Annotated in this window: 18 protein-coding genes and 5 tRNA genes; 3 read left to right on the forward strand and 20 right to left on the reverse strand. The window is 67.3% G+C overall.

The window, feature by feature from the left end; genetic code table 11:
- Positions 1-109 precede the first annotated feature (109 nt).
- The 20 genes from rpoB to MUU77_RS13865 all read right to left on the reverse strand — a co-directional run bounded on the left by rpoB (position 110) and on the right by MUU77_RS13865 (position 17,019).
- Positions 110-4,261 (reverse strand): DNA-directed RNA polymerase subunit beta, encoded by a 4,152-nt coding sequence (gene rpoB / locus MUU77_RS13770; protein ID WP_245087937.1) that lies wholly within the window; start codon positions 4,259-4,261, stop codon positions 110-112.
- A gap of 315 nt (positions 4,262-4,576) precedes the next feature.
- On the reverse strand, positions 4,577-4,948 hold the full coding sequence (rplL, locus tag MUU77_RS13775; protein ID WP_245087940.1) for a 50S ribosomal protein L7/L12: 372 nt from the start codon (positions 4,946-4,948) through the stop codon (positions 4,577-4,579).
- 60 nt (positions 4,949-5,008) lie between these two features.
- Positions 5,009-5,545, reverse strand: a complete 537-nt coding sequence (gene rplJ / locus MUU77_RS13780) for a 50S ribosomal protein L10 (protein WP_245087944.1) — start codon at positions 5,543-5,545, stop codon at positions 5,009-5,011.
- A 426-nt stretch (positions 5,546-5,971) separates the two neighbouring features.
- Entirely contained in the window at positions 5,972-6,670 is a 699-nt protein-coding gene (gene rplA, locus MUU77_RS13785) for a 50S ribosomal protein L1 (protein WP_245087947.1), read from the reverse strand.
- 3 nt (positions 6,671-6,673) lie between these two features.
- The gene (rplK, locus tag MUU77_RS13790; RefSeq protein ID WP_055945202.1) at positions 6,674-7,102 is read right to left on the reverse strand and encodes a 50S ribosomal protein L11; all 429 of its coding nucleotides are present in this window, start codon (positions 7,100-7,102) and stop codon (positions 6,674-6,676) included.
- Positions 7,103-7,298: 196 nt separating this feature from the next.
- A complete protein-coding gene (gene nusG / locus MUU77_RS13795) occupies positions 7,299-7,856 on the reverse strand; it encodes a transcription termination/antitermination protein NusG (protein WP_142126302.1) in 558 nt (185 codons plus the stop codon).
- A gap of 13 nt (positions 7,857-7,869) precedes the next feature.
- Positions 7,870-8,259, reverse strand: a complete 390-nt coding sequence (gene secE, locus MUU77_RS13800) for a preprotein translocase subunit SecE (RefSeq protein WP_185895428.1) — start codon at positions 8,257-8,259, stop codon at positions 7,870-7,872.
- A gap of 62 nt (positions 8,260-8,321) precedes the next feature.
- Positions 8,322-8,397, reverse strand: a tRNA-Trp gene (locus MUU77_RS13805).
- A 101-nt stretch (positions 8,398-8,498) separates the two neighbouring features.
- Positions 8,499-9,689, reverse strand: coding sequence for an elongation factor Tu (tuf, locus tag MUU77_RS13810; protein WP_162109794.1), 1,191 nt, complete (start codon positions 9,687-9,689; stop codon positions 8,499-8,501).
- Positions 9,690-9,724: 35 nt separating this feature from the next.
- Positions 9,725-9,800, reverse strand: a tRNA-Thr gene (locus MUU77_RS13815).
- 54 nt (positions 9,801-9,854) lie between these two features.
- Positions 9,855-9,928: transfer RNA gene (locus MUU77_RS13820), tRNA-Gly, on the reverse strand.
- A 39-nt stretch (positions 9,929-9,967) separates the two neighbouring features.
- Positions 9,968-10,053, reverse strand: a tRNA-Tyr gene (locus MUU77_RS13825).
- Between the two features lie 109 nt (positions 10,054-10,162).
- Positions 10,163-11,254: a redox-regulated ATPase YchF gene (gene ychF, locus MUU77_RS13830; RefSeq protein WP_245087950.1), complete on the reverse strand. Its 1,092-nt coding sequence runs from the start codon at positions 11,252-11,254 to the stop codon at positions 10,163-10,165.
- Positions 11,255-11,329: 75 nt separating this feature from the next.
- Positions 11,330-11,911: an aminoacyl-tRNA hydrolase gene (pth, locus tag MUU77_RS13835; RefSeq protein ID WP_245087953.1), complete on the reverse strand. Its 582-nt coding sequence runs from the start codon at positions 11,909-11,911 to the stop codon at positions 11,330-11,332.
- A gap of 50 nt (positions 11,912-11,961) precedes the next feature.
- Positions 11,962-12,615 (reverse strand): 50S ribosomal protein L25/general stress protein Ctc, encoded by a 654-nt coding sequence (locus MUU77_RS13840; protein WP_245087956.1) that lies wholly within the window; start codon positions 12,613-12,615, stop codon positions 11,962-11,964.
- Between the two features lie 112 nt (positions 12,616-12,727).
- Positions 12,728-13,687 carry a ribose-phosphate diphosphokinase gene (locus MUU77_RS13845; RefSeq protein WP_055940747.1) on the reverse strand — a complete coding sequence of 320 codons (960 nt, stop codon included), beginning with the start codon at positions 13,685-13,687 and terminating at the stop codon, positions 12,728-12,730.
- 32 nt (positions 13,688-13,719) lie between these two features.
- Positions 13,720-13,795, reverse strand: a tRNA-Gln gene (locus tag MUU77_RS13850).
- Positions 13,794-14,678: a 4-(cytidine 5'-diphospho)-2-C-methyl-D-erythritol kinase gene (gene ispE / locus MUU77_RS13855; RefSeq protein ID WP_245094500.1), complete on the reverse strand. Its 885-nt coding sequence runs from the start codon at positions 14,676-14,678 to the stop codon at positions 13,794-13,796. Before ispE ends, MUU77_RS13850 begins: the two co-directional genes overlap by 2 nt.
- Positions 14,679-14,680: 2 nt before the next feature.
- Positions 14,681-15,331, reverse strand: coding sequence for a lipoprotein insertase outer membrane protein LolB (lolB, locus tag MUU77_RS13860; RefSeq protein ID WP_245087959.1), 651 nt, complete (start codon positions 15,329-15,331; stop codon positions 14,681-14,683).
- Positions 15,328-17,019, reverse strand: a complete 1,692-nt coding sequence (locus MUU77_RS13865; RefSeq protein ID WP_245087962.1) for a hypothetical protein — start codon at positions 17,017-17,019, stop codon at positions 15,328-15,330. Before MUU77_RS13865 ends, lolB begins: the two co-directional genes overlap by 4 nt.
- Before the next feature lie 66 nt (positions 17,020-17,085).
- Here MUU77_RS13865 and hemA point away from each other — a divergent pair, with 66 nt between their 5' ends.
- From hemA to MUU77_RS13880, 3 genes are read left to right on the forward strand one after another with little or no spacing between them, the layout of a single operon-like run.
- Positions 17,086-18,366 carry a glutamyl-tRNA reductase gene (gene hemA, locus MUU77_RS13870; RefSeq protein ID WP_245087965.1) on the forward strand — a complete coding sequence of 427 codons (1,281 nt, stop codon included), beginning with the start codon at positions 17,086-17,088 and terminating at the stop codon, positions 18,364-18,366.
- Entirely contained in the window at positions 18,344-19,429 is a 1,086-nt protein-coding gene (prfA, locus tag MUU77_RS13875) for a peptide chain release factor 1 (protein ID WP_245087969.1), read from the forward strand. Before hemA ends, prfA begins: the two co-directional genes overlap by 23 nt.
- Positions 19,426-19,878, forward strand: a complete 453-nt coding sequence (locus tag MUU77_RS13880) for a GNAT family N-acetyltransferase (RefSeq protein WP_245087972.1) — start codon at positions 19,426-19,428, stop codon at positions 19,876-19,878. The genes prfA and MUU77_RS13880 overlap by 4 nt, the downstream gene beginning before the upstream one ends.
- Positions 19,879-19,888 lie beyond the last annotated feature (10 nt).

Here is a 19,888-nt window from a genome sequence, read left to right on the forward strand (position 1 = left end):
CGGGAATAGGACGGGGGGAATAGTCGGAAGCGGGGAGCCGGGAGTTCGGTGATTCGCAGTCTGCTGTCGCGCCTGCGATTCCCTATTCCCGATTCCCCATTCCCTGCCCTTAATCTTCCAGTTCCATGTTGATGGCGAGCGAGCGGATTTCCTTCACCAGCACGTTGAAGGATTCCGGCATGCCCGCGACCATCTCGTGGGCACCATCGACGATGTTCTTGTACATCTGGTTGCGGCCCTGCACGTCGTCCGACTTGACCGTCAGCATTTCCTGCAGGGTGTGCGCCGCGCCGTAGGCTTCCAGCGCCCAGACTTCCATTTCACCGAAGCGCTGGCCGCCGAACTGCGCCTTGCCGCCCAGCGGCTGCTGGGTGACGAGCGAGTACGGACCGGTCGAACGCGCGTGCATCTTGTCGTCCACCAGGTGGTTCAGCTTCAGCATGTGCATGTAGCCGACCGTGGTGTGGCGGTCGAACGCCTCGCCGGTGCGGCCGTCGTACAGCTGGGTCTGGCCGCTGATCGGCAGGTCCGCGAGTTCGAGCATGTGCTTGATCTCGGTTTCCGCCGCGCCGTCGAACACCGGGGTGGCCATCGGCACGCCGTCGGTCAGGTTCTTGGCCAGCGCGATCAGTTCGGCATCGCTGAACTGGTCCAGGTCCACGCGGTCCTCGCCCAGCTTCTGGTCGTGGTTGTAGATCTGGGTCAGGAACTTGCGCAGGTCGGCGACCTTGGCCTGGGCGTCCAGCATGTCCTGGATCTTCTTGCCCAGTCCCTTCGCGGCCCAGCCCAGGTGGACTTCCAGCACCTGGCCGATGTTCATGCGCGAGGGCACGCCCAGCGGGTTCAGCACGATGTCCACGGTCTCGCCGGTGGCCATGTACGGCATGTCCTCGACGGGCACGATCGTCGACACGACACCCTTGTTGCCGTGGCGGCCGGCCATCTTGTCGCCCGGCTGGATGCGGCGCTTCACGGCCAGGTAGACCTTGACCATCTTCAGCACGCCCGGGGCGAGGTCGTCGCCGGCGGTGATCTTGCCGCGCTTGTCGGCGAAGCGACGCTCGAACTCCTTCTCGTGCGCCTGGATCTGCATCTGGGCGCGTTCGATGGCGTCGGAGGCGTCGTCGTCCTTCATGCGCAGGGTGAACCACTCGGACTTCTTCAGGCCGTCCAGGTACGCGTCGGTGATCGCGTCGCCCTTCTTCAGCCCGGCCGGACCGCCGTTGGCGACCTTGCCGACCAGCTGCGAACGCAGGCGGGCGTAGATGGCGCCTTCCAGGATGCGGAACTGGTCGTCGAAGTCCTTCTTGACGCGCTTGATCTCGTTCTCTTCGATCTGGCGCGCGCGCTTGTCCTTCTCGATGCCGTCGCGGGTGAAGACCTGCACGTCGATGACGGTGCCGTCCATGCCCGGCGGCACGCGCAGCGAGCTGTCCTTCACGTCGGAAGCCTTCTCGCCGAAGATCGCGCGCAGCAGCTTCTCTTCCGGGGTCAGCTGGCTTTCGCCCTTCGGCGTGACCTTGCCGACCATGATGTCGCCGGCGCGCACCTCGGCGCCGATGTACACCACGCCGCTCTCGTCGAGGCGGTTCAGCGCCTGCTCGGAGACGTTCGGGATGTCGGCGGAGATTTCCTCCGGGCCCAGCTTGGTGTCGCGCGCGACGCAGGTCAGTTCTTCGATGTGGATCGTGGTGTAGCGATCCTCTTCCACCACGCGCTCGGAGAGCAGGATGGAGTCTTCGAAGTTGTAGCCGTTCCACGGCATGAACGCGATCAGCATGTTCTGGCCCAGCGCCAGCTCGCCGATGTCGGTCGAGGGACCGTCGGCCAGCACGTCGCCGCGCGCGACCACGTCACCCACGTTCACCAGCGGACGCTGGTTGATGCAGGTGTTCTGGTTGGAGCGCGTGTACTTGATCAGCGAGTAGATGTCGACGCCGGCATCGGTTTCGCCGGAGATCTCGACTTCGTTGACCTTGACCACGATGCGACCGGCGTCGATCTGCTCGACCACGCCGCCGCGGCGGGCGTTCACGGTCACGCCGGAGTCGCGCGCCACGGCGCGCTCGATGCCGGTGCCGACCAGCGGCTTCTGCGCACGCAGCGTCGGCACGGCCTGGCGCTGCATGTTGGCGCCCATCAGCGCGCGGTTGGCGTCGTCGTGCTCCAGGAACGGCACCAGCGCCGCGGCGACCGACACGGTCTGCATGGGCGAGACGTCCATGTAGTCCACTTCGCTCGGCGGCTTCAGCAGCGATTCGCCCTGGAAACGGCACGGCACGAACTGTTCGGTCAGGCGGCTCTTGGCGTCGTGCAGGGCGTTGGCCTGCGCGATGACGTACTCGTTCTCCTCGATCGCCGACAGGTACTCGATCTCGTCGGTGATCACGCCGTCCACCACCTTGCGGTACGGCGTCTCGAGGAAGCCGTAGCTGTTGGTGCGCGCGTACACGGCCAGCGAATTGATCAGGCCGATGTTCGGGCCTTCCGGCGTCTCGATGGTGCAGACGCGGCCGTAATGGGTCGGGTGCACGTCGCGCACTTCGAAGCCGGCGCGCTCGCGGGTCAGGCCGCCCGGGCCGAGGGCCGAGACGCGGCGCTTGTGGGTGACTTCCGACAGCGGGTTGTTCTGGTCCATGAACTGGGACAGCTGCGAGGAACCGAAGAACTCCTTGATCGCGGCGGCCACCGGCTTGGCGTTGATCAGCTCCTGCGGCGTCAGGCCTTCGGACTCGGCCATCGACAGGCGCTCCTTCACCGCGCGCTCGACGCGGACCAGGCCCACGCGGAACACGTTCTCGGCCATTTCGCCGACCGAACGCACGCGGCGGTTGCCCAGGTGGTCGATGTCGTCCACGGTACCGCGGCCGTTGCGGATCTCGGTCAGGACCTTGATCACGTCCAGGATGTCCGAGGTCTCGCCCAGGCTGGCGACCAGGCGCTTGGCTTCTTCATCGTTGCGCGCGCCGAAGTACTTCTTGTCGTACAGCACGGCTTCGCCGGTGGTTTCCTTGCGGCCCACGCGGCGGTTGAACTTCATGCGGCCGACGTTGGACAGGTCGTAGCGCTCGAAGGTGAAGAACAGGTTGTGGAACAGGTTCTGCGCGGCGTCCTTGGTCGGCGGCTCGCCCGGGCGCATCATGCGGTAGATCTCGACCAGCGCTTCCAGCTGGGTCTTGGTCGGATCGATGCGCAGGGTGTTGGACAGGTAGGGACCGCGGTCCAGGTCGTTGACCCACAGCGTGCCCACGGCGTCCACGCCGGCCTTGCGGAACTTGGCCAGCTGGTCGTCGGTGATCTCGTCGTTGGCGGCGGCCAGCAGTTCGCCGGTGCCGGCATCGATCACGTCGTGCGACAGGATGCGGCCCACCAGGTATTCGTCCGGCACGGCCAGCGCGGCGATGCCCGACTGCTCAAGCTGCTTCACGTGGCGCGCGGTGATGCGCTTGCCGGCTTCCACGATGACCTTGTCGCCATCGGCCAGGTCGAAGTTCAGCGTCTCGCCGCGCAGGCGCTCGGCGACCAGTTCCAGCTGCACGCCTTCGGGCAGGATGTGGAAGGTGTTGACGTCGAAGAACTCGTTGAGCATCTCCTCGTTGGAGTAGCCCAGCGCGCGCAGCAGGATCGAGACCGGCAGCTTGCGGCGGCGGTCGATACGCGTGAACAGCGCGTCCTTCGGGTCGAACTCGAAGTCCAGCCAGGAGCCGCGGTAGGGAATGATGCGCGCGCTGTACAGCAGCTTGCCCGAGCTGTGGGTCTTGCCGCGGTCGTGGTCGAAGAACACGCCGGGCGAACGGTGCAGCTGCGAGACGATGACGCGCTCGGTGCCGTTGACGATGAAGGTGCCGTTGTCGGTCATCAGCGGGATTTCGCCCAGGTAGACCTCCTGTTCCTTCACGTACTTGATGGCCTTGGTGGACGACTCGCGGTCGTAGATCACCAGGCGCACGGTCACGCGCAGCGGGGCGCCGTAGCTCAGGCCGCGGTTGCGGCACTCGCGCTCGTCGAACACCGGCTCGCCCAGCTTGTAGCCGACGTACTCCAGCGCGGCGTTGCCGCTGTAGCTGGCGATCGGGAAGACCGACTTCAGCGCGGCGTGCAGGCCACGGTCCTCGCGCTTGGTCGGATCGGTGTGCTCCTGCAGGAATTCGCGGTAGGAGTCGACCTGGATGGCCAGCAGGAACGGGACTTCGAGGATGGAGCGCTGCTTGCCGAAGTCCTTGCGGATGCGCTTCTTTTCGGTGAACGAATATGTCGTCATGTGACTGTGCCTTTGGCAGCGTGGGGCGCGCGTCCGCGACCGCACGGGGGACATTCTTTCGAACGGGGGAATTTTCAGTTGGAAGTCGCTGGTATTGCCGGCACCAGCACGCCCTCTGCTGCTACTTCCAACTACAAACTCGCTTGGACGGGAATCGGGAATAGGGAATGGAGAATCGCCAGCGGGCGGAGAATGGCCCTGCGCTCGTGCGATTCCCTATTCCCTATTCCCTCTTCCCGTTGAAACGACCGAAGGCCAGGGGCTTTCGCCCCCGGCCTCGGGTTGTCGCCTGAGTGGACCGGCGACGGATACGGCTTACTTGACTTCGACGCTCGCACCAGCGGCTTCGAGGTCCTTCTTGAACTTGTCGGCGTCTTCCTTCGACACGCCTTCCTTCAGGACGCCGCCGGCCTCGGTGAGGTCCTTGGCTTCCTTCAGGCCCAGGCCCGTGATGGCGCGGACGGCCTTGATGACGTCGACCTTCTTCGCACCGGCGTCCTTCAGGACGATGGTGAACTCGGTCTGCTCTTCGACCGGGGCGGCGGCGGCGGCCGGACCGGCAGCGGCGACGACCGGGGCGGCGGCGGAGACGCCGAACTTCTCTTCGATGGCCTTGACCAGCTCCATCACTTCCATCAGGGTCTTGCCGGCGATGGCGTCGACGATCTGCTCGTTGGAAAGGGACATTGTGTTTACCTTTGGAAATTATCTGGGATTAGGGTTCGTAGAACCGTAGAAGACGTCGGATCAGGCTTCGGCCGGGGCTTCGGCGGCGGCTTCCGCCGGCGCTTCGCCACCACCCTGCTTGTCGGCCACGGCCTTGACGGCGCGGGCAAACATCGAGGCCGGTTCGGCCAGGACACGGGCCAGCATGGCCAGCGCCTGTTCGCGGGTCGGCAGCGACGCCAGGACTTCCACATGGCTGGCCGGATACAGCTGGCCACCCACGGAGACGACCTTCGGCTGCAGCTTGTCGTTACCCTTGGCGAATTCCTTGATCAGGCGACCGGCAGCGCCGGGTTCCTCGGTCGAAAACGCATACAGCAGCGGACCGACGAGCTTGTCCTGGACAACCTCGAATTCGGTACCGGCCACGGCACGCACGGCCAGCGTGTTTTTGACAACCTTCAAGTACACGCCGGTCTCGCGGGCCTTCTTGCGCATCGCGGTCATCTGACTGACCGTGGTGCCTGCGTATTCGGCGGCGACCAGGGAGTGCGCCTTGGCGGCGACGTCTGCCAGCTCGGCGACTACTTCTTGCTTCTGGGACAGATTGAGAGCCATACACTCCTCACTTATTGACTCCGCTCGCGACTCCTGCCGCTTGCGGTCCTGGACGGCACCCTTCCGTGGATACCGGGGACACGGAGGTCCCGTCGGTGGCCTGTCTGACTGGCGACCCTGCGGTCGTGCTCCAGAAAACTTCCAGAAGGCGGCACCATCTGCGCGGGCGCATTCCCGGGGGAATGGATTAAGCGGTCCCGCTAGCCACGACGGCGATTCCCTGCCAGCACGAGCTTCCCTGCCCGTCGTCGTTGCGCGCTGACCGCACCTGCGGTCTTTGACGGCTGTCGCTTGCGCCGGTCTGCCGGCTTGGGCGACTGCCCTCAAAAGGTGGGGAACGATTATCGAGGAAGGAGCAACGAGTGGGCCTTGGCAGTGCCGCTTCTACTCGCTCCTCACTCCTCTCCTCTCGTTCCTGCTTGTTGCTTACTTCAGGGACAGCGAGGACTGGTCGACGGTGACGCCGGGGCCCATGGTCGAGCTGACCGAGATCTTCTGCAGGTACTGGCCCTTCGAGGTGGCCGGCTTGGCCTTCACCAGGTCGACCAGCAGCGCCTGCAGGTTCGACTTCAGCGCTTCGTCGTCGAAGCTGGCCTTGCCGATGGTGCAGTGGATGATGCCGGCCTTGTCGGTGCGGTAGCGCACCTGGCCCGACTTGGCGTTCTTCACCGCCTCGGCCGGGTTCGGCGACACGGTGCCGACCTTCGGGTTCGGCATCAGGCCGCGCGGACCCAGGACCGTACCCAGCTTGCCGACCACGCGCATCGCGTCCGGCGTGGCGATGACCACGTCGTAGTTGATGTCGCCGGCCAGCATCTTCTCGGCCAGGTCGTCCATGCCGACAGCTTCGGCGCCCGCGGCGGCGGCTTCGTCGGCCTTGGCGCCGGCCGGGGCGAACACCGCCACGCGGACCGACTTGCCGGTACCGGCCGGCAGCACGGTGGAACCGCGCACCTGCTGGTCGGACTTCTTGGCATCCACGCCCAGGCGCACGGCCACGTCGACGGACTCGACGAACTTGGCCTTGACCGCGGTCTTGACGATCTTCAGGGCCTCGTCAATGGCGTACGCCTTGCCGGGGGTCACGGCGGCCAGGATGGCCTTCTGTCGCTTGTTCTGTGCCATCTCTTAACCCTCCACCGTCAGGCCCATGGAGCGGGCAGAACCCGCGATCGTGCGCACCGCTGCATCCAGGTCGGCCGCGGTCAGGTCGGGCTCCTTCGCCTTGGCGATGTCCTCGAGCTGCTTGCGGGTGACCTTGCCCACCTTCTCGGTGTTCGGGCGCTTGGAGCCGGACGTAATGCCGACGGCCTTCTTCAGCAGGATCGACGCAGGAGGCGTCTTCGTGATGAAGGTGAAGGTACGGTCGGAATAGGCCGTGATGACCACCGGAATCGGCAGGCCCGGCTCCAGCTTCTGCGTGGCGGCGTTGAACGCCTTGCAGAATTCCATGATGTTCAGGCCGCGCTGGCCCAGCGCGGGACCGACCGGCGGCGAGGGGTTGGCCTGACCGGCCTTCACCTGCAGCTTGATGTAACCGACAACTTTCTTTGCCATGTGAGTACTCTCCGGGTGCTAGCGCCTGTGAAGGCTCCCCATCGGACCGGGAAAATCACGCGTCCCGGCATCGCGTATCTCGAACGCGCCGACGGCCGCCCGAAGGCGGCCATGGCCCCTGCCGGCTCAGCCGTTCAGGGAGCCGCGCAGTATATCAGGCTTTTGGCAGGACCGCCCAGGCGGCCCCGCCGCCGGCTCAGGCCTTCTCGACCTGGCCGAACTCCAGCTCCACCGGGGTGGAGCGGCCGAAAATCAGCACCGCCACGCGCAGGCGGCTCTTCTCGTAGTTGACTTCCTCGACCACGCCGTTGAAGTCGTTGAACGGACCGTCGGTGACGCGGACCATCTCGCCCGGCTCGAACAAGACCTTGGGCCTGGGCTTCTCGACGCCTTCCTGCACCCGGTCGAGGATGGCGGCCGCCTCCTCGTCGCGGATCGGCAGCGGACGGTCGGCGGTGCCGCCGATGAAGCCCAGCACCTTGGACGTGTCCTTCACCAGGTGCCAGCTTTCGTTGTCCATGCGCGGGATGCCACCCTCGTCATGGGTTTCGATCTGGACCAGCACGTAACCCGGGAAGAACTTGCGCTCGGAACGACGCTTCTGGCCGGAGCGCATCTCCACGACCTCCTCGGTCGGGACCAGCACATCGCCGAACTTCTCCTGCATGCCGTCGCGGACGATGCGGTCGCGCAATGCCTGCGCCACCGACTTCTCGAAGCCGGAATAAGCATGGACGACATACCAGCGCTTCACTGAGCGACTCTCCTCAACGGCCAAAATTCAGGAACCACTCGATCAACGCCTGGATGGCGAAGTCGAAACCGGCCAGGATCAGGCTGAGCACGATCACCACCACGATGACCACCCAGGTGGTCCGGGTGGCTTCCTCGCGCGTGGGCCACACCACCTTGCGCAGTTCGAAACGCGACTCGGCGAGGAATTCGCGGGTATCGCGCCCCTTGCCGGTCTGCAGGAACACCAGCGCGCCCAGCACCAGGCCCGCGACCACCGCCAGCGAACGCAGCGGCGTGGCCCATTGTCCGTTGAACCACCACCACGCGACCAGGCCACCCACGACCAGCGCAAGCGCAAGGACGTACTTGGCGATGTCGGCCGCAGGCGTGCCGGCTTTGGATTGTTCGACCTTGCTGTTCAAGTCAGTTGTCGCTCTTTAGCTCGAGGGGAGCGCGGTAGACCCGGACTCCGCGGGGAAGGAAGTGGCACGCCAGGAGGGACTCGAACCCCCAACCTGCGGTTTTGGAGACCGCTGCTCTGCCAATTGAGCTACTGGCGTATCGATTTGCTACAACCTTCCCTTAGACGGCGAAGGCGGACCGAGGTTCCGGCCCGCCCTTCGCGCTGTCCGGCGAACCCGTCGCCGGGACCGCAGGGGCCTTACTTGATGATCTTGGCCACCACGCCGGCGCCGACCGTGCGGCCGCCCTCGCGGATCGCAAAACGCAGGCCTTCGTCCATCGCCACCGGGTTGATCAGCGTGACCACCATCTTCACGTTGTCGCCCGGCATCACCATCTCCACGCCTTCCGGCAGCTGCACCGCACCGGTGATGTCGGTGGTGCGGAAGTAGAACTGCGGACGGTAGCCCTTGAAGAACGGGGTGTGACGGCCGCCCTCGTCCTTGCTCAGCACGTACACTTCGGCTTCGAACTCGGTGTGCGGGGTGATCGAACCCGGCTTGGCCAGCACCTGGCCGCGCTCCACGTCGTCACGCTTGGTGCCGCGCAGCAGCAGACCGGCGTTGTCGCCCGCCTGGCCCTGGTCCAGCAGCTTGCGGAACATCTCCACGCCCGTGACCGTGGTCTTCTGGGTCGGACGGATACCCACGATTTCGATTTCGTCGCCCACCTTGATGATGCCGCGCTCGATACGACCGGTCACCACCGTGCCGCGGCCGGAGATCGAGAACACGTCTTCCACCGGCATCAGGAACGGCTTGTCGACGTCGCGCTCCGGGGTCGGGATCCAGGTGTCCAGCGCATCCACCAGCTTCAGGATCGCCGGCACGCCGATCTCGCTCTGGTCGCCTTCCAGCGCCAGACGGGCCGAGCCCGAGATGATCGGGGTGTCGTCGCCCGGGAACTCGTACTTGCTCAGCAGTTCGCGGACTTCCATCTCCACCAGCTCCAGCAGCTCGGCGTCGTCCACCATGTCGGCCTTGTTCAGGAACACGACGATGTACGGCACGCCCACCTGGCGCGACAGCAGGATGTGCTCGCGCGTCTGCGGCATCGGGCCGTCGGCGGCCGAGCACACCAGGATCGCACCGTCCATCTGCGCCGCACCGGTGATCATGTTCTTCACGTAGTCGGCGTGGCCCGGGCAGTCCACGTGCGCGTAGTGGCGCGTGGCCGATTCGTATTCCACGTGCGCCGTCGAAATCGTGATGCCGCGCGCCTTCTCTTCCGGCGCCGCGTCGATCGCGTCGTACGCCTTGAACTCGCCACCGAAACGCTCCGCGCCGATCTTCGTCAGCGCCGCCGTCAGCGTCGTCTTGCCGTGGTCAACGTGGCCAATCGTGCCCACGTTCACGTGCGGCTTGGTGCGTTCGAATTTACCCTTTGCCATGGCTGCTAGTTCTCGCGTGAATCGTCAATGGGAAGTGGTGCTCACGAATGGAATCGAACCATCGACCTCCTCCTTACCAAGGAGGTGCTCTACCGACTGAGCTACGTGAGCGTGAAACCTGTTTGTGTTGCCTGGACTTGCCGCAGACCCTGCACGGGCGTTCAGTGGAGCGGGAGACGGGAATCGAACCCGCACTAGTAGCTTGGAAGGCTACAGTTCTACCATTGAACTACTCCCGCACCGGGAGACCACTACAACTCGAAACAACAACGGAAAGCTGGTGGAGGGAGGTGGATTCGAACCACCGAAGGCGTAAGCCAGCAGATTTACAGTCTGCCCCCGTTGGCCGCTTGGGTATCCCTCCGGGATCACCGGACTGACCAGGCCTGGCGGCCAAATCAAACCAGGGTGAAACAGCCCGAGATTTTGGCGTGTGCGGATGCGTCTGTCAACGCGCCCGACACATTTTTTTCTCAGACGTTGAACCGGAAGTGCAGGACGTCGCCCTCCTGGACCCGATACTCCTTGCCCTCCAGCCGCAGGCGGCCGGCGTCGCGGGCTCCCGCCTCGCCCCGGTACTTGATGAAGTCGTCGAAGGCGATGGTTTCGGCGCGGATGAAGCCCTTTTCGAAATCGGTATGGATCACCGCCGCCGCCTGCGGCGCGGTGGACCCCGCCCGGACGGTCCAGGCGCGGACTTCCTTCACGCCGGCGGTGAAATAGGTCTGCAGGCCCAGCAGGGCGTAGGCGGCCCGGATCACCCGGTTCAGGCCCGGCTCGTCCAGCCCCAGGTCGGCCAGGAAGGCGTCACGGTCGGCGTCGTCCAACTGGGACAGCTCTTCCTCGATGGCGGCCGACACCGGCACCACCTGGGCGCCCTCGGCCGCGGCGCGGGCACGCACGGCGTCCAGGTGCGGGTTGTTCTCGAAACCGTCCTCCAGCACGTTGGCCACGTACATGACCGGCTTGAGGGTCAGCAGGAACAGGTCGCGGACCAACGCCCTCTCCTCTTCGTCCAGCCCCAGCGCGCGACCCGGCTTGCCGTCGTTCAGGCCGGCCTGCAGCTTCTGCAGCACGGGCTTGCGGGCGATGGCGTCCTTCTCCCCCGCCTTGGCCGAGCGCTCGGCACGGTTGAGCGCCTTCTCCACGCTCTCCAGGTCGGCCAGCGCCAGCTCGGTGTCGATGGTGTCGATGTCCGAGATCGGATCGATCCGGTTGTTGACGTGGATGACGTCGTCGTTCTCGAAGCAGCGCACCACGTGGGTGATGGCATCGACCTCGCGGATGTGGGCCAGGAACTTGTTGCCCAGGCCCTCGCCGCTGGCCGCGCCCGCCACCAGGCCGGCGATGTCGACGAACTCCACCGCGGTCGGAATGACCTTCTGCGGGTTGATGATCTCGGCCAGCTGGTTCAGGCGCGGGTCCGGCACCGGCACCACGCCCACGTTGGGCTCGATGGTGCAGAACGGGAAGTTGGCCGCGGCGATGCCCGCCTTGGTCAGCGCGTTGAACAGGGTCGACTTGCCGACGTTCGGCAGGCCGACGATGCCGCATTTGATGCCCATGTCTGGAATCCGTGAATGGAGAATCGGGAATGGGGAATGGGGAAGCAAAGCTCCCGATTCCCCATTCCCCATTCCCTATTCCCTCGGCGTATGCAACCGCGTCATCGCATCCATGAAATTGCCGGCCACCGCCAGTGGCAGCACGTCCAGGGCGTCGTCGATGGCCCGCGCGATCAGGGCCTCGTCGTCCTTGCCCGGCCTGCCCAGCACCCAGCTGGTCACCCGGTCCTTGTGGCCGGGATGGCCGATGCCGATGCGCAGGCGGTGGAACTTGCCATGGCCCAGGTGCTGGATGGTGTCGCGCAGCCCGTTCTGGCCGCCATGGCCGCCGTCGAACTTCAGCCTGGCCACGCCGGGCGCCAGATCCAGCTCATCATGCGCCAGCAGCGCCTCTTCCGGGGCGATCTTCCAGAACCGCAGCGCCGCCGCGACCGACTTGCCGCTCAGGTTCATGTAGGTGGCCGGCTTCAGCAACCACACCGGCTGCCCGGCCACGACGACCTTGGCGGTCTCGCCGAACAGCTTGCTGTCCAGGCCAAAGCGCTCACCCTGCCGCTCCGCCAGGGCGTCGACAAAATGGAACCCGGCGTTATGCCGGGTTCGGGCATGTTCGGCACCAGGATTACCCAGTCCGACGATGAGGCGCAGGCCTGCCATGGGACGCATCGCGCACCCTCGCCCGCCGGAGCGGGCGAAGGCTCACGCGATTACTTGTCGTCCTTCTTGGCGACCTTGGCCGCCGGCACTTCGGCCGACTCCGCCGGAGCTTCCTCGGTCTCTTCCTTGCCGTGCTTGGCGATCACGACGGCGACGTCGTGTTCCTTGCCCAGCTTCAGCTCGGGAATCACCACACCGGCCGGCAGCTTGATGTCGGACAGGTGGACCACCGCGCCGATGGCCAGGTCGGCCAGGTCGATCTCGATGAACTCCGGCAGGTCCTTCGGCAGGCACTCGACGACGACTTCGTTCAGCTCATGGGTGACCACGACCTCGGCAGACTTGCCGGCCGGCGACTTGTCCTCGTTGAGGAAGTGCAGCGGCACCGCGGTGCGCAGCGTCTCGTTCTCGTTCACGCGCTGGAAGTCCAGGTGCATGATCTGCTGCTTGAACGGGTGGCGCTGCATGTCACGCAGCAGCACCTTCTGGATGTCGCCATTGAGGCTCAGGTCCAGGATGGACGAGTAGAACCAGTCGTTCTGGCTGGCGAGCCAGACCTCGTTGTGGTTCAGCTGGATGCTGACCGGATTGAGTTCGCCACCGTAGACGATGGCGGGCACCTGGCCGGCGTGACGGAGGCGGCGGCTCGCACCCTTACCCTCGTCCTCGCGGCGCTGCACCTTGATTTCATGCGTGTTTGCCATGTTTCTTCACTACCCAGGTTGTTGGATCGCCTCGGGCGATCCGATGAAGGCTCATCCGCGACCAGATGAACCCGGAAAGCCACGCCCCGATGAGCCGGCGCGCGGCGGAGACTCAATCCACGTACAGCGAACTGACCGATTCGCCGAAGGCGATGCGGCGGATCGTTTCCGCCAGCAGTTCCGCCACCGACAGCTGGCGGATCTTGCTGCAGCCCTGCGCCTGCGGCGAGAGCGGGATGGTGTCGGTCACGACGAGTTCGTCGAGCACCGAGTTGTTCAGGTTGTCCACCGCCGGGCCCGAGAGCACGGGATGGGTGCAGTACGCCGCCACCTTGTTGGCGCCGTGCTGCTTCAGCGCCGCCGCCGCGGCGCAGAGGGTGCCGGCGGTGTCGACGATGTCGTCCACCAGCACGCAGTCCTTGCCTTCCACGTCGCCGATGATGTTCATCACCGTGGCCACGTTGGCGCGCGGGCGGCGCTTGTCGATGATCGCCAGGTCGGCGTCGTCCAGGCGCTTGGCGACCGCGCGGGCACGCACCACGCCGCCGACGTCGGGCGACACGACCAGCAGGTTCTCCGTGCCGTAGGCGCGCCAGATGTCGGCCAGCAGCAGCGGGGAGGCGTACACGTTGTCCACCGGGATATCGAAGAAGCCCTGGATCTGATCCGCATGCAGGTCGACCGTCAGCACGCGGTCGGCGCTAACCGCGCCGAACATCTTCGCCGCCACCTTGGCCGTGATCGGCACGCGCGAGGAGCGCATGCGGCGATCCTGGCGGGCGTAGCCGAAGTACGGCACCACCGCGGTGACGCTGCTGGCCGATGCGCGCTTGAGCGCGTCGATCAGCACCAGCAGTTCCACCAGGTTCTCGGCGCTCGGCGCGCAGGTCGGCTGCACGACGAACACTTCCTGCCGGCGGACGTTCTCCTGGATCTCCACCTGCACTTCGCCATCGGAGAACCGGGACACCAGCGCCTTGCCGGGACGCACGCCCAGTTCGCGGCAGATGCTGTTGGCCAACGGCTTGTTGGCGTTGCCGGAGAACACAAGCAGGTTACGTTCGTCTTGCATGGGTCGTCTCGGCGGATGCGGCTGGACTGGATTGGCAGGGGCGGAAGGATTCGAACCTACGAATGCCGGGATCAAAACCCGGTGCCTTAACCACTTGGCGACGCCCCTAGGCGTGTTTCTCCGTTCCGCGGAACTGCGCCAGCGCATCCAGCAGCGGCGAGCGCGCCGCGCCCTCCACCACCCAGGCATGCAGCCCGGCCGGCAGGAGCGCCAACGCGGCCTCGGCGGCGGCCCGGTCGGCGAACTCCACGAAGCAGCCGCCGCCGGAACCGGTCAAGCGTGGCGTACCGACGCGCGAAAGGGCCTGGAAGACCGCCTCGATGGCAGGCTCCCGGCGACGCACGACCGGCTCGAACGCGTTGCCGAGCAGTGATCCCGAAACGAAGTCGGATATTTTCGCGGGTGCAGCATCACGCGTCAAATCGGGGGAGGCGAACAGCGCCGCGGTGGGCACGTGGACGCCCGGATCGACCAGCAGGTACCACGCCGGGGGCAGGGCCAGCGGGGTCAGGACCTCGCCCACCCCTTCCGCCCAGGCGTTCTGGCCACGCACGAAGACCGGCACGTCCGCGCCGAGCTGCAGGCCCAGCGACGCCAGCCGGTCCGGGCCCAGCCCGCAGCCCCACACATGATCCAGCGCCACCAGCACCGTCGCGGCATCGGACGATCCGCCACCGAAGCCGCCGCCGGCCGAAATGCGCTTTTCGACGCCGATATCTGCACCTTGGTCAAATTTGGCCTCTTTTTGCAGAAGTTTGGCCGCCTTGATGACCAGGTCGTCCGCCTCGGCCACGCCGGGAGCGGAGGTTCCGACCCGCCGGATCGTCCCGTCGGAACGGGGGCGCAGATGAATGCGGTCGCCCCATGCCAGCAGGCGGAACACCGTCTGCAGCAGGTGGTAGCCATCGGCCCGCCGGCCGGTGATCTGCAACGTGAGGTTGAGCTTTGCGGGGGCCGGCCACGCCGACCAGCCCGCTTCAGGAGGAAACAGGCTCACTGCGGCGCCATCTGCCACTGGTCGACGGCGAGCTTCACCGCGGCGCCCTCGCGCCGCGCCTCCACCCGGCGCGGCAGGTCGGGCCGTGCGCCCTCGGCCGGAAACCAGTCCAGGTAGTCGACCCGCCAGCCATGCTGCGACAGGGCGCGCAGGCGGCCCTGGGTGTCGTACTCCAGCCCCTCCACCCCCGCGGCCGGGTCGGCCAGGCCACGCGCCCAATGCACCATCGAGGCCACGGGGATGTCCCAGCCGGTGGCCTGCCGCAGCAGGTCCGCCGCGTTGCCGCCCTCGCGGGTTCCGCCCTCCAGCCCCTCCAGGCGGCCTGCGCCGGTCTGCAGGTCGCCGGCCAGCCGCCAGCTCTGGCGGGTGACCGGCGCACTGAGCGCGACCCGGTAGCGGGCGTCGGTCTGCTCCCAGTCGATGCGGCCGCTGCCCCCCTTGCCGTTGGCGCTGACGGCGACCCGCCCGGAGAACGACCAGTCCGCCTGCGCAGCCAGCCATGCCGCGCGGGTGGCCTGCGCCGCCTGCGCGGCGGCCAGCGCCTCGGGATCGCGCAGGACGGGCGATGCCACGGTCGGCCCCCGCGTGGCGCAGCCGGCCAGCGACAGGGCCACCAGCCCCGTCCACAGCAGTCCTGAAACCTTCATGCGCCCGTCTTCTCCAGCGCCCGCTGCAGCGAGCGGTTGTCGGGATCGATCTTGCGCGCCTCCTCGAAGAACCGGCGCGCCTCGTCCTTCTGTCCCATCACCCACAGCACCTCTGCGACATGCGCGGCGATCTCGGCGTCCTTCTGCAGGGTGAAGGCCCGCCGCAACTCCACCAACGCCTCGGCGTTGCGACCCAGCCGATAGAGGACCCAGCCGTAGCTGTCGATGATCGCGGCGTCGTCCGGCGCGGCGGCGCGCGCCCGATCGATCAGCTCCAGCGCTTCCTGGTAGCGTGTGGTGCGGTCGGCCAGCGTATAGCCCAATGCATTGAGGGCGGCCACGTTGTCCGGCTCGATGACCAGGATCCGGCGGAAATCGGCTTCGGCATGGTCGATGCGGTCGCGGCGCTCCCACGCCAGGCCGCGCGAATACAGCAGCGCCAGGTCGTCGGGATAGGCCGCCAGCCCGCGCGCGAAGACCTCCAGTTCGCCCGCGTCCTGCTGGTCCTCGTGGCGCAGTTCGGCCTCCATCAGATAGGCGTCGCGGCGTGTCCCGTCGCCGACCCCGGCATCGGCCTGGAGCCGCCGCGCCTCGGCGAAGGCTTCGTCCTTGCGCCCCAGGTCGAACAGCGTCTTGATCGCCCGCAGGCGCGCTTCGGCGCGCTGTTCGCCGGCCGGGACGCTGCGGTACCACGCCAGCGCCTCTTCGCGCCGTTCCAGGAACTCGGCCATCTGGCCCAGCAGCAGGCGCCGTTCCGGGCTGTAGGCTGTCGCGGGATCCTTGCCGGTGGACGCTTGTTTCAGCTCTTCGTACAGCGCATCCAGCGCCTGTTTGTCGTCGGCCTTGGCCAGCAGCTGCGCCCGCAGGCCGTAGGTCAGCGTGTCCTGCGGGCCCTGCCCCATCGCCCGCGACGCCGCGGCCGGGTCGCCCAGCCGGTCGTACTCTTCCGCCAGCTTCAGGCGCAGCGCGGCATCGCCTGCCGCCTTCGGCAGCAGGCCGTCCAGCACCGTTTTCGCTTCTTCCTTGCGGCCGGCCTGCTGCAGCTGGCTGGCCTGCAGCAGCGCCACCTGCGGCTCGCCGGAAAAGCGCTGCACCACCTCGCCCACCATGCGCTCGGCCAGCACGGGCTGGTCCATCTGCTGGGCCAGGCCGGTGAAGGCCAGCCACGCCTGCAGGGTGTCGGGGATGGCGCCCCGGTCGACCAGTTCACGCAACAGGCGCGGCGCCAGCTCCGGATCCTTGCCCCCGCTGGCCAGTGCGGTGAGCGCATACCGCCAGCCCAGCTCGTCCGGGTCCTGCATCAGTCCGGCCAGCTCCCGACGGGCCTGGCGGCCCTGTCCCTGGCGCAGGGCCAGCGTGGCCTCGGCGCCACGCAGGGCCAGCGTGCGCGGCGACCTGGCCCGCCACAGCTTCAGCGCCTCGGCGGCGCGCGCATCGTCCTTCGCCAGCAGGGCGATACGCGTGGCGCGCTCGGCCAGGCCGGCATCGTCGTCCCGCCGGGCCGCATCCAGGTACCAGCGCGCGGCGTCGGGCAACTGGCCGGCCTGCAGGGCGAACTCGCCGGCCATGACGGTGGTCAGCGCATCGTCCTTCGGCTCGACGGGGCGCACGGAAGGCGCGGCCAGCGCCGCCGGCGCCAGGGCCACCAGCGCCAGCATCGCCAGACGGGTACGAATCATTTCGGGCATGAAACTCACGTGGGCCGTAAAATGGCGGCCCTGATGAGCCAGCAGCTTACTGCAAGCACCTGAACGATGACGTTGTGGGTCCTCGGATTGAACCACCAGACCGCGCCGGTCGACCTGCGCGAACGGGTGGCGTTCGACGCCGGCACGGTGCCGCACGCGTTGTCCTCGCTGCGCGCGTTGCCGGACGTGGCCGAGGCCGCGCTGCTGTCGACCTGCAACCGCACCGAACTCTATGCGGTGGCCGAGGATGGCGACGTGCTGTCCAGCTGGCTGGCCACCCATGCCGAAGGCCTGGAAGGCTATCTGTACCGGCATCGCGACGCCGACGCGGTGCGCCACCTGTTCCGGGTGGCCACCGGCCTGGATTCGATGGTGCTGGGCGAACCGCAGATCCTGGGCCAGGTGAAGGACGCCTGGGCGACGGCCCGTGAACACGGCGCGCTCGGCAACCGCCTGGACCGGCTGTTCCAGCAGACCTTCGCCGTGGCCAAGCGTGCGCGCACCGATACGCGGGTCGGCGCGAACCCGGTCTCGGTCGCCTCCACGGCGGTGCGCCTGGCGCAGAACTCCTTCGCCCGCCTCAGCGAATCCACGGTGCTGCTGGTCGGCGCCGGCGAAACCATCGAACTGGCGGCCAAGCATCTCAGCGAAGGACGCGTGCGCCGCCTGCTGGTGGCCAACCGCACGCTGGCGCATGCGCAGGAACTGGCCAGCCGCCACGGCGGCTACGCCCTGCCGCTGGCCGAACTGGACCGTCACCTGGCCGAAGCCGACGTGGTGTTTTCCGCCACCGCCGCGCGCGAGCCGGTGGTGCGCCACGCCCAGGTCGCGGCTGCGCTCGCCGCGCGCAGGCACAAGCCGATGCTGCTGTTCGACCTGGCCGTGCCGCGCGATATCGACGCCTCCGTGGCGGACCTGCGCGACGCCTACCTGTACACCGTCGACGACCTGGAGCGTGCGGTCGAGGACAACCGGCGCAGCCGGCGCGAAGCCGCCGATGCGGCCGAGGCCATCATCGACGTGCAGGTGGGCCGGTTCATGGAAAGCCTGCGCGCCGGCGCACGCACCGAGCCGCTCAAGCGCCTGCGCGCCCTGGGCGACGCCGCGCGCGAGGACGTGCTGGCCAAGGCGCGCCAGCAACTGGCCAACGGGCGCGAACCGGAGCAGGTGCTGGACTTCCTGGCCCACACCCTGACCAACCGGCTGCTGCACCCGCCGACGGCCGCCCTGCGCGAGGCCGCGCTGAACGGCGACGCCGACCTGGCCCGCGCCGCCGACCGCCTGTTCCCGGCTCAGCCGCCCTATTCCCACCTGAAGAAAGACGATGACGCCAACGCTGCGCCGTAAGCTGGAAGCGCTGGCCGAACGCCGGGAAGAACTCGAACGCCTGCTCGCCGACCCGGACGTGATCGGCGACGGCGACCGTTTCCGCGCGTTCTCGCGCGAGTTCGCCCAACTGGAACCGCTGGCCACCGCGATGGCGGAGGAAAAGCGCGCGCGGGCCGACCTGACCGCGGCGCAGGCGATGCGCGACGACCCCGAACTGGCCGAACTGGCCGACGAGGAGATCGCCGCCGCGCAACAGCGCCTGGCGCGGCTGGACGAAGAACTGATGCTGTTGCTGCTGCCCAAGGACAGCCGCGACGAGGGCAACCTGTTCCTGGAAGTGCGCGCGGGCACCGGCGGCGACGAGGCCGCCATCTTTGCCGGCGACCTGTTCCGGATGTACGCACGCTATGCCGAACGCCAGGGCTGGAAGGTGGAGGTCGAATCCGACAGCCCCGGCGAGCACGGCGGCTACAAGGAAATCGTCGCCCGCATCGTCGGCCGCGGCGCGTACTCGAAGCTGAAGTTCGAGTCGGGCACCCACCGCGTGCAGCGCGTGCCGGAAACCGAATCGCAGGGCCGCATCCACACCTCGGCCGCCACCGTGGCGATCATCCCGGACGTGGACGAGGTGGACGAGATCGTCATCAACCCGGCCGACCTGAAGGTCGACACCTTCCGCTCCTCCGGCGCTGGCGGCCAGCACGTCAACAAGACCGAATCGGCCATCCGCATCACCCACGTGCCCACCGGCGTGGTGGTGGAGTGCCAGACCGAGCGCAGCCAGCACGCCAACCGCGACAAGGCGATGAAGCGGCTGAAGGCGCAGCTGCTGGACGCCGAGCGCAGCCGGCAGCAGGCCGCGCAGGCCCAATCGCGCAAACTGCAGGTGGGCAGCGGCGATCGCAGCCAGCGCATCCGCACCTACAACTTCCCGCAGGGCCGCATCACCGACCACCGCGTGGAAGGGCTTACCCTGTACGATCTGCCCAATGTCATCCAGGGCGACCTGGACGCACTGATCGACCGCCTCGCCCGCGAGCATCTGGCCGATGAGCTGGCCCGCCTGACGGAGTCCGCATGACACCTCTCATTGTCCGCCGCGCGGGCCTGAACCACCTGGACGTGGTGGCGCACCTGTTCGACCTGTACCGGATGTTCTACGGCCAGCCGGGCGATCCGACGCTGGCGCGCGATTTCATCCGGGCCAGGATGGAGCGCGACGAATCGGTGGTCCTGCTGGCCTGGCGCGACGAGCAGGCCGTCGGCTTCGTCCAGCTCTACCCTGCGTTATCGTCCGTCAGTGCCGCGCGCACGTGGATCCTCAACGACCTGCTGGTGGTGCCCGAAGCGCGCCGGCTGGGGGTGGCGCGCGCCCTGCTGTCGGCCGCCGCCGACTTCGCCCGCGACGACGGCGCGTTGCGGCTGGAACTGGAAACCGACCACGACAACCACGCCGCGCAGGCCCTGTACCGCGACATGGGCTGGACGCTGTACGACGGCACACTGCGCTACCGACTGCCGCTCCGCTGACGCACGATTG

Origin of the sequence: Pseudoxanthomonas sp. F37 (assembly GCF_022965755.1) — a bacterium.
In the GTDB taxonomy this organism is placed as follows: domain Bacteria; phylum Pseudomonadota; class Gammaproteobacteria; order Xanthomonadales; family Xanthomonadaceae; genus Pseudoxanthomonas_A.

Coding starts and splice junctions, on each gene's coding strand:
- rplJ (WP_245087944.1), bottom strand. CDS start 5,545: ATGGCTCTCAATCTGTCCCAGAAGCAAGAAGTAGTCGCCGAGCTGGCA.
- rplK (WP_055945202.1), bottom strand. CDS start 7,102: ATGGCAAAGAAAGTTGTCGGTTACATCAAGCTGCAGGTGAAGGCCGGT.
- MUU77_RS13840 (WP_245087956.1), bottom strand. CDS start 12,615: ATGGCAAACACGCATGAAATCAAGGTGCAGCGCCGCGAGGACGAGGGT.
- MUU77_RS13865 (WP_245087962.1), bottom strand. CDS start 17,019: ATGCCCGAAATGATTCGTACCCGTCTGGCGATGCTGGCGCTGGTGGCC.
- lolB (WP_245087959.1), bottom strand. CDS start 15,331: ATGAAGGTTTCAGGACTGCTGTGGACGGGGCTGGTGGCCCTGTCGCTG.
- rplA (WP_245087947.1), bottom strand. CDS start 6,670: ATGGCACAGAACAAGCGACAGAAGGCCATCCTGGCCGCCGTGACCCCC.
- MUU77_RS13845 (WP_055940747.1), bottom strand. CDS start 13,687: ATGCAAGACGAACGTAACCTGCTTGTGTTCTCCGGCAACGCCAACAAG.
- MUU77_RS13880 (WP_245087972.1), top strand. CDS start 19,426: ATGACACCTCTCATTGTCCGCCGCGCGGGCCTGAACCACCTGGACGTG.
- ychF (WP_245087950.1), bottom strand. CDS start 11,254: ATGGGCATCAAATGCGGCATCGTCGGCCTGCCGAACGTCGGCAAGTCG.
- pth (WP_245087953.1), bottom strand. CDS start 11,911: ATGGCAGGCCTGCGCCTCATCGTCGGACTGGGTAATCCTGGTGCCGAA.
- prfA (WP_245087969.1), top strand. CDS start 18,344: ATGACGCCAACGCTGCGCCGTAAGCTGGAAGCGCTGGCCGAACGCCGG.
- rpoB (WP_245087937.1), bottom strand. CDS start 4,261: ATGACGACATATTCGTTCACCGAAAAGAAGCGCATCCGCAAGGACTTC.
- tuf (WP_162109794.1), bottom strand. CDS start 9,689: ATGGCAAAGGGTAAATTCGAACGCACCAAGCCGCACGTGAACGTGGGC.
- hemA (WP_245087965.1), top strand. CDS start 17,086: ATGACGTTGTGGGTCCTCGGATTGAACCACCAGACCGCGCCGGTCGAC.
- rplL (WP_245087940.1), bottom strand. CDS start 4,948: ATGTCCCTTTCCAACGAGCAGATCGTCGACGCCATCGCCGGCAAGACC.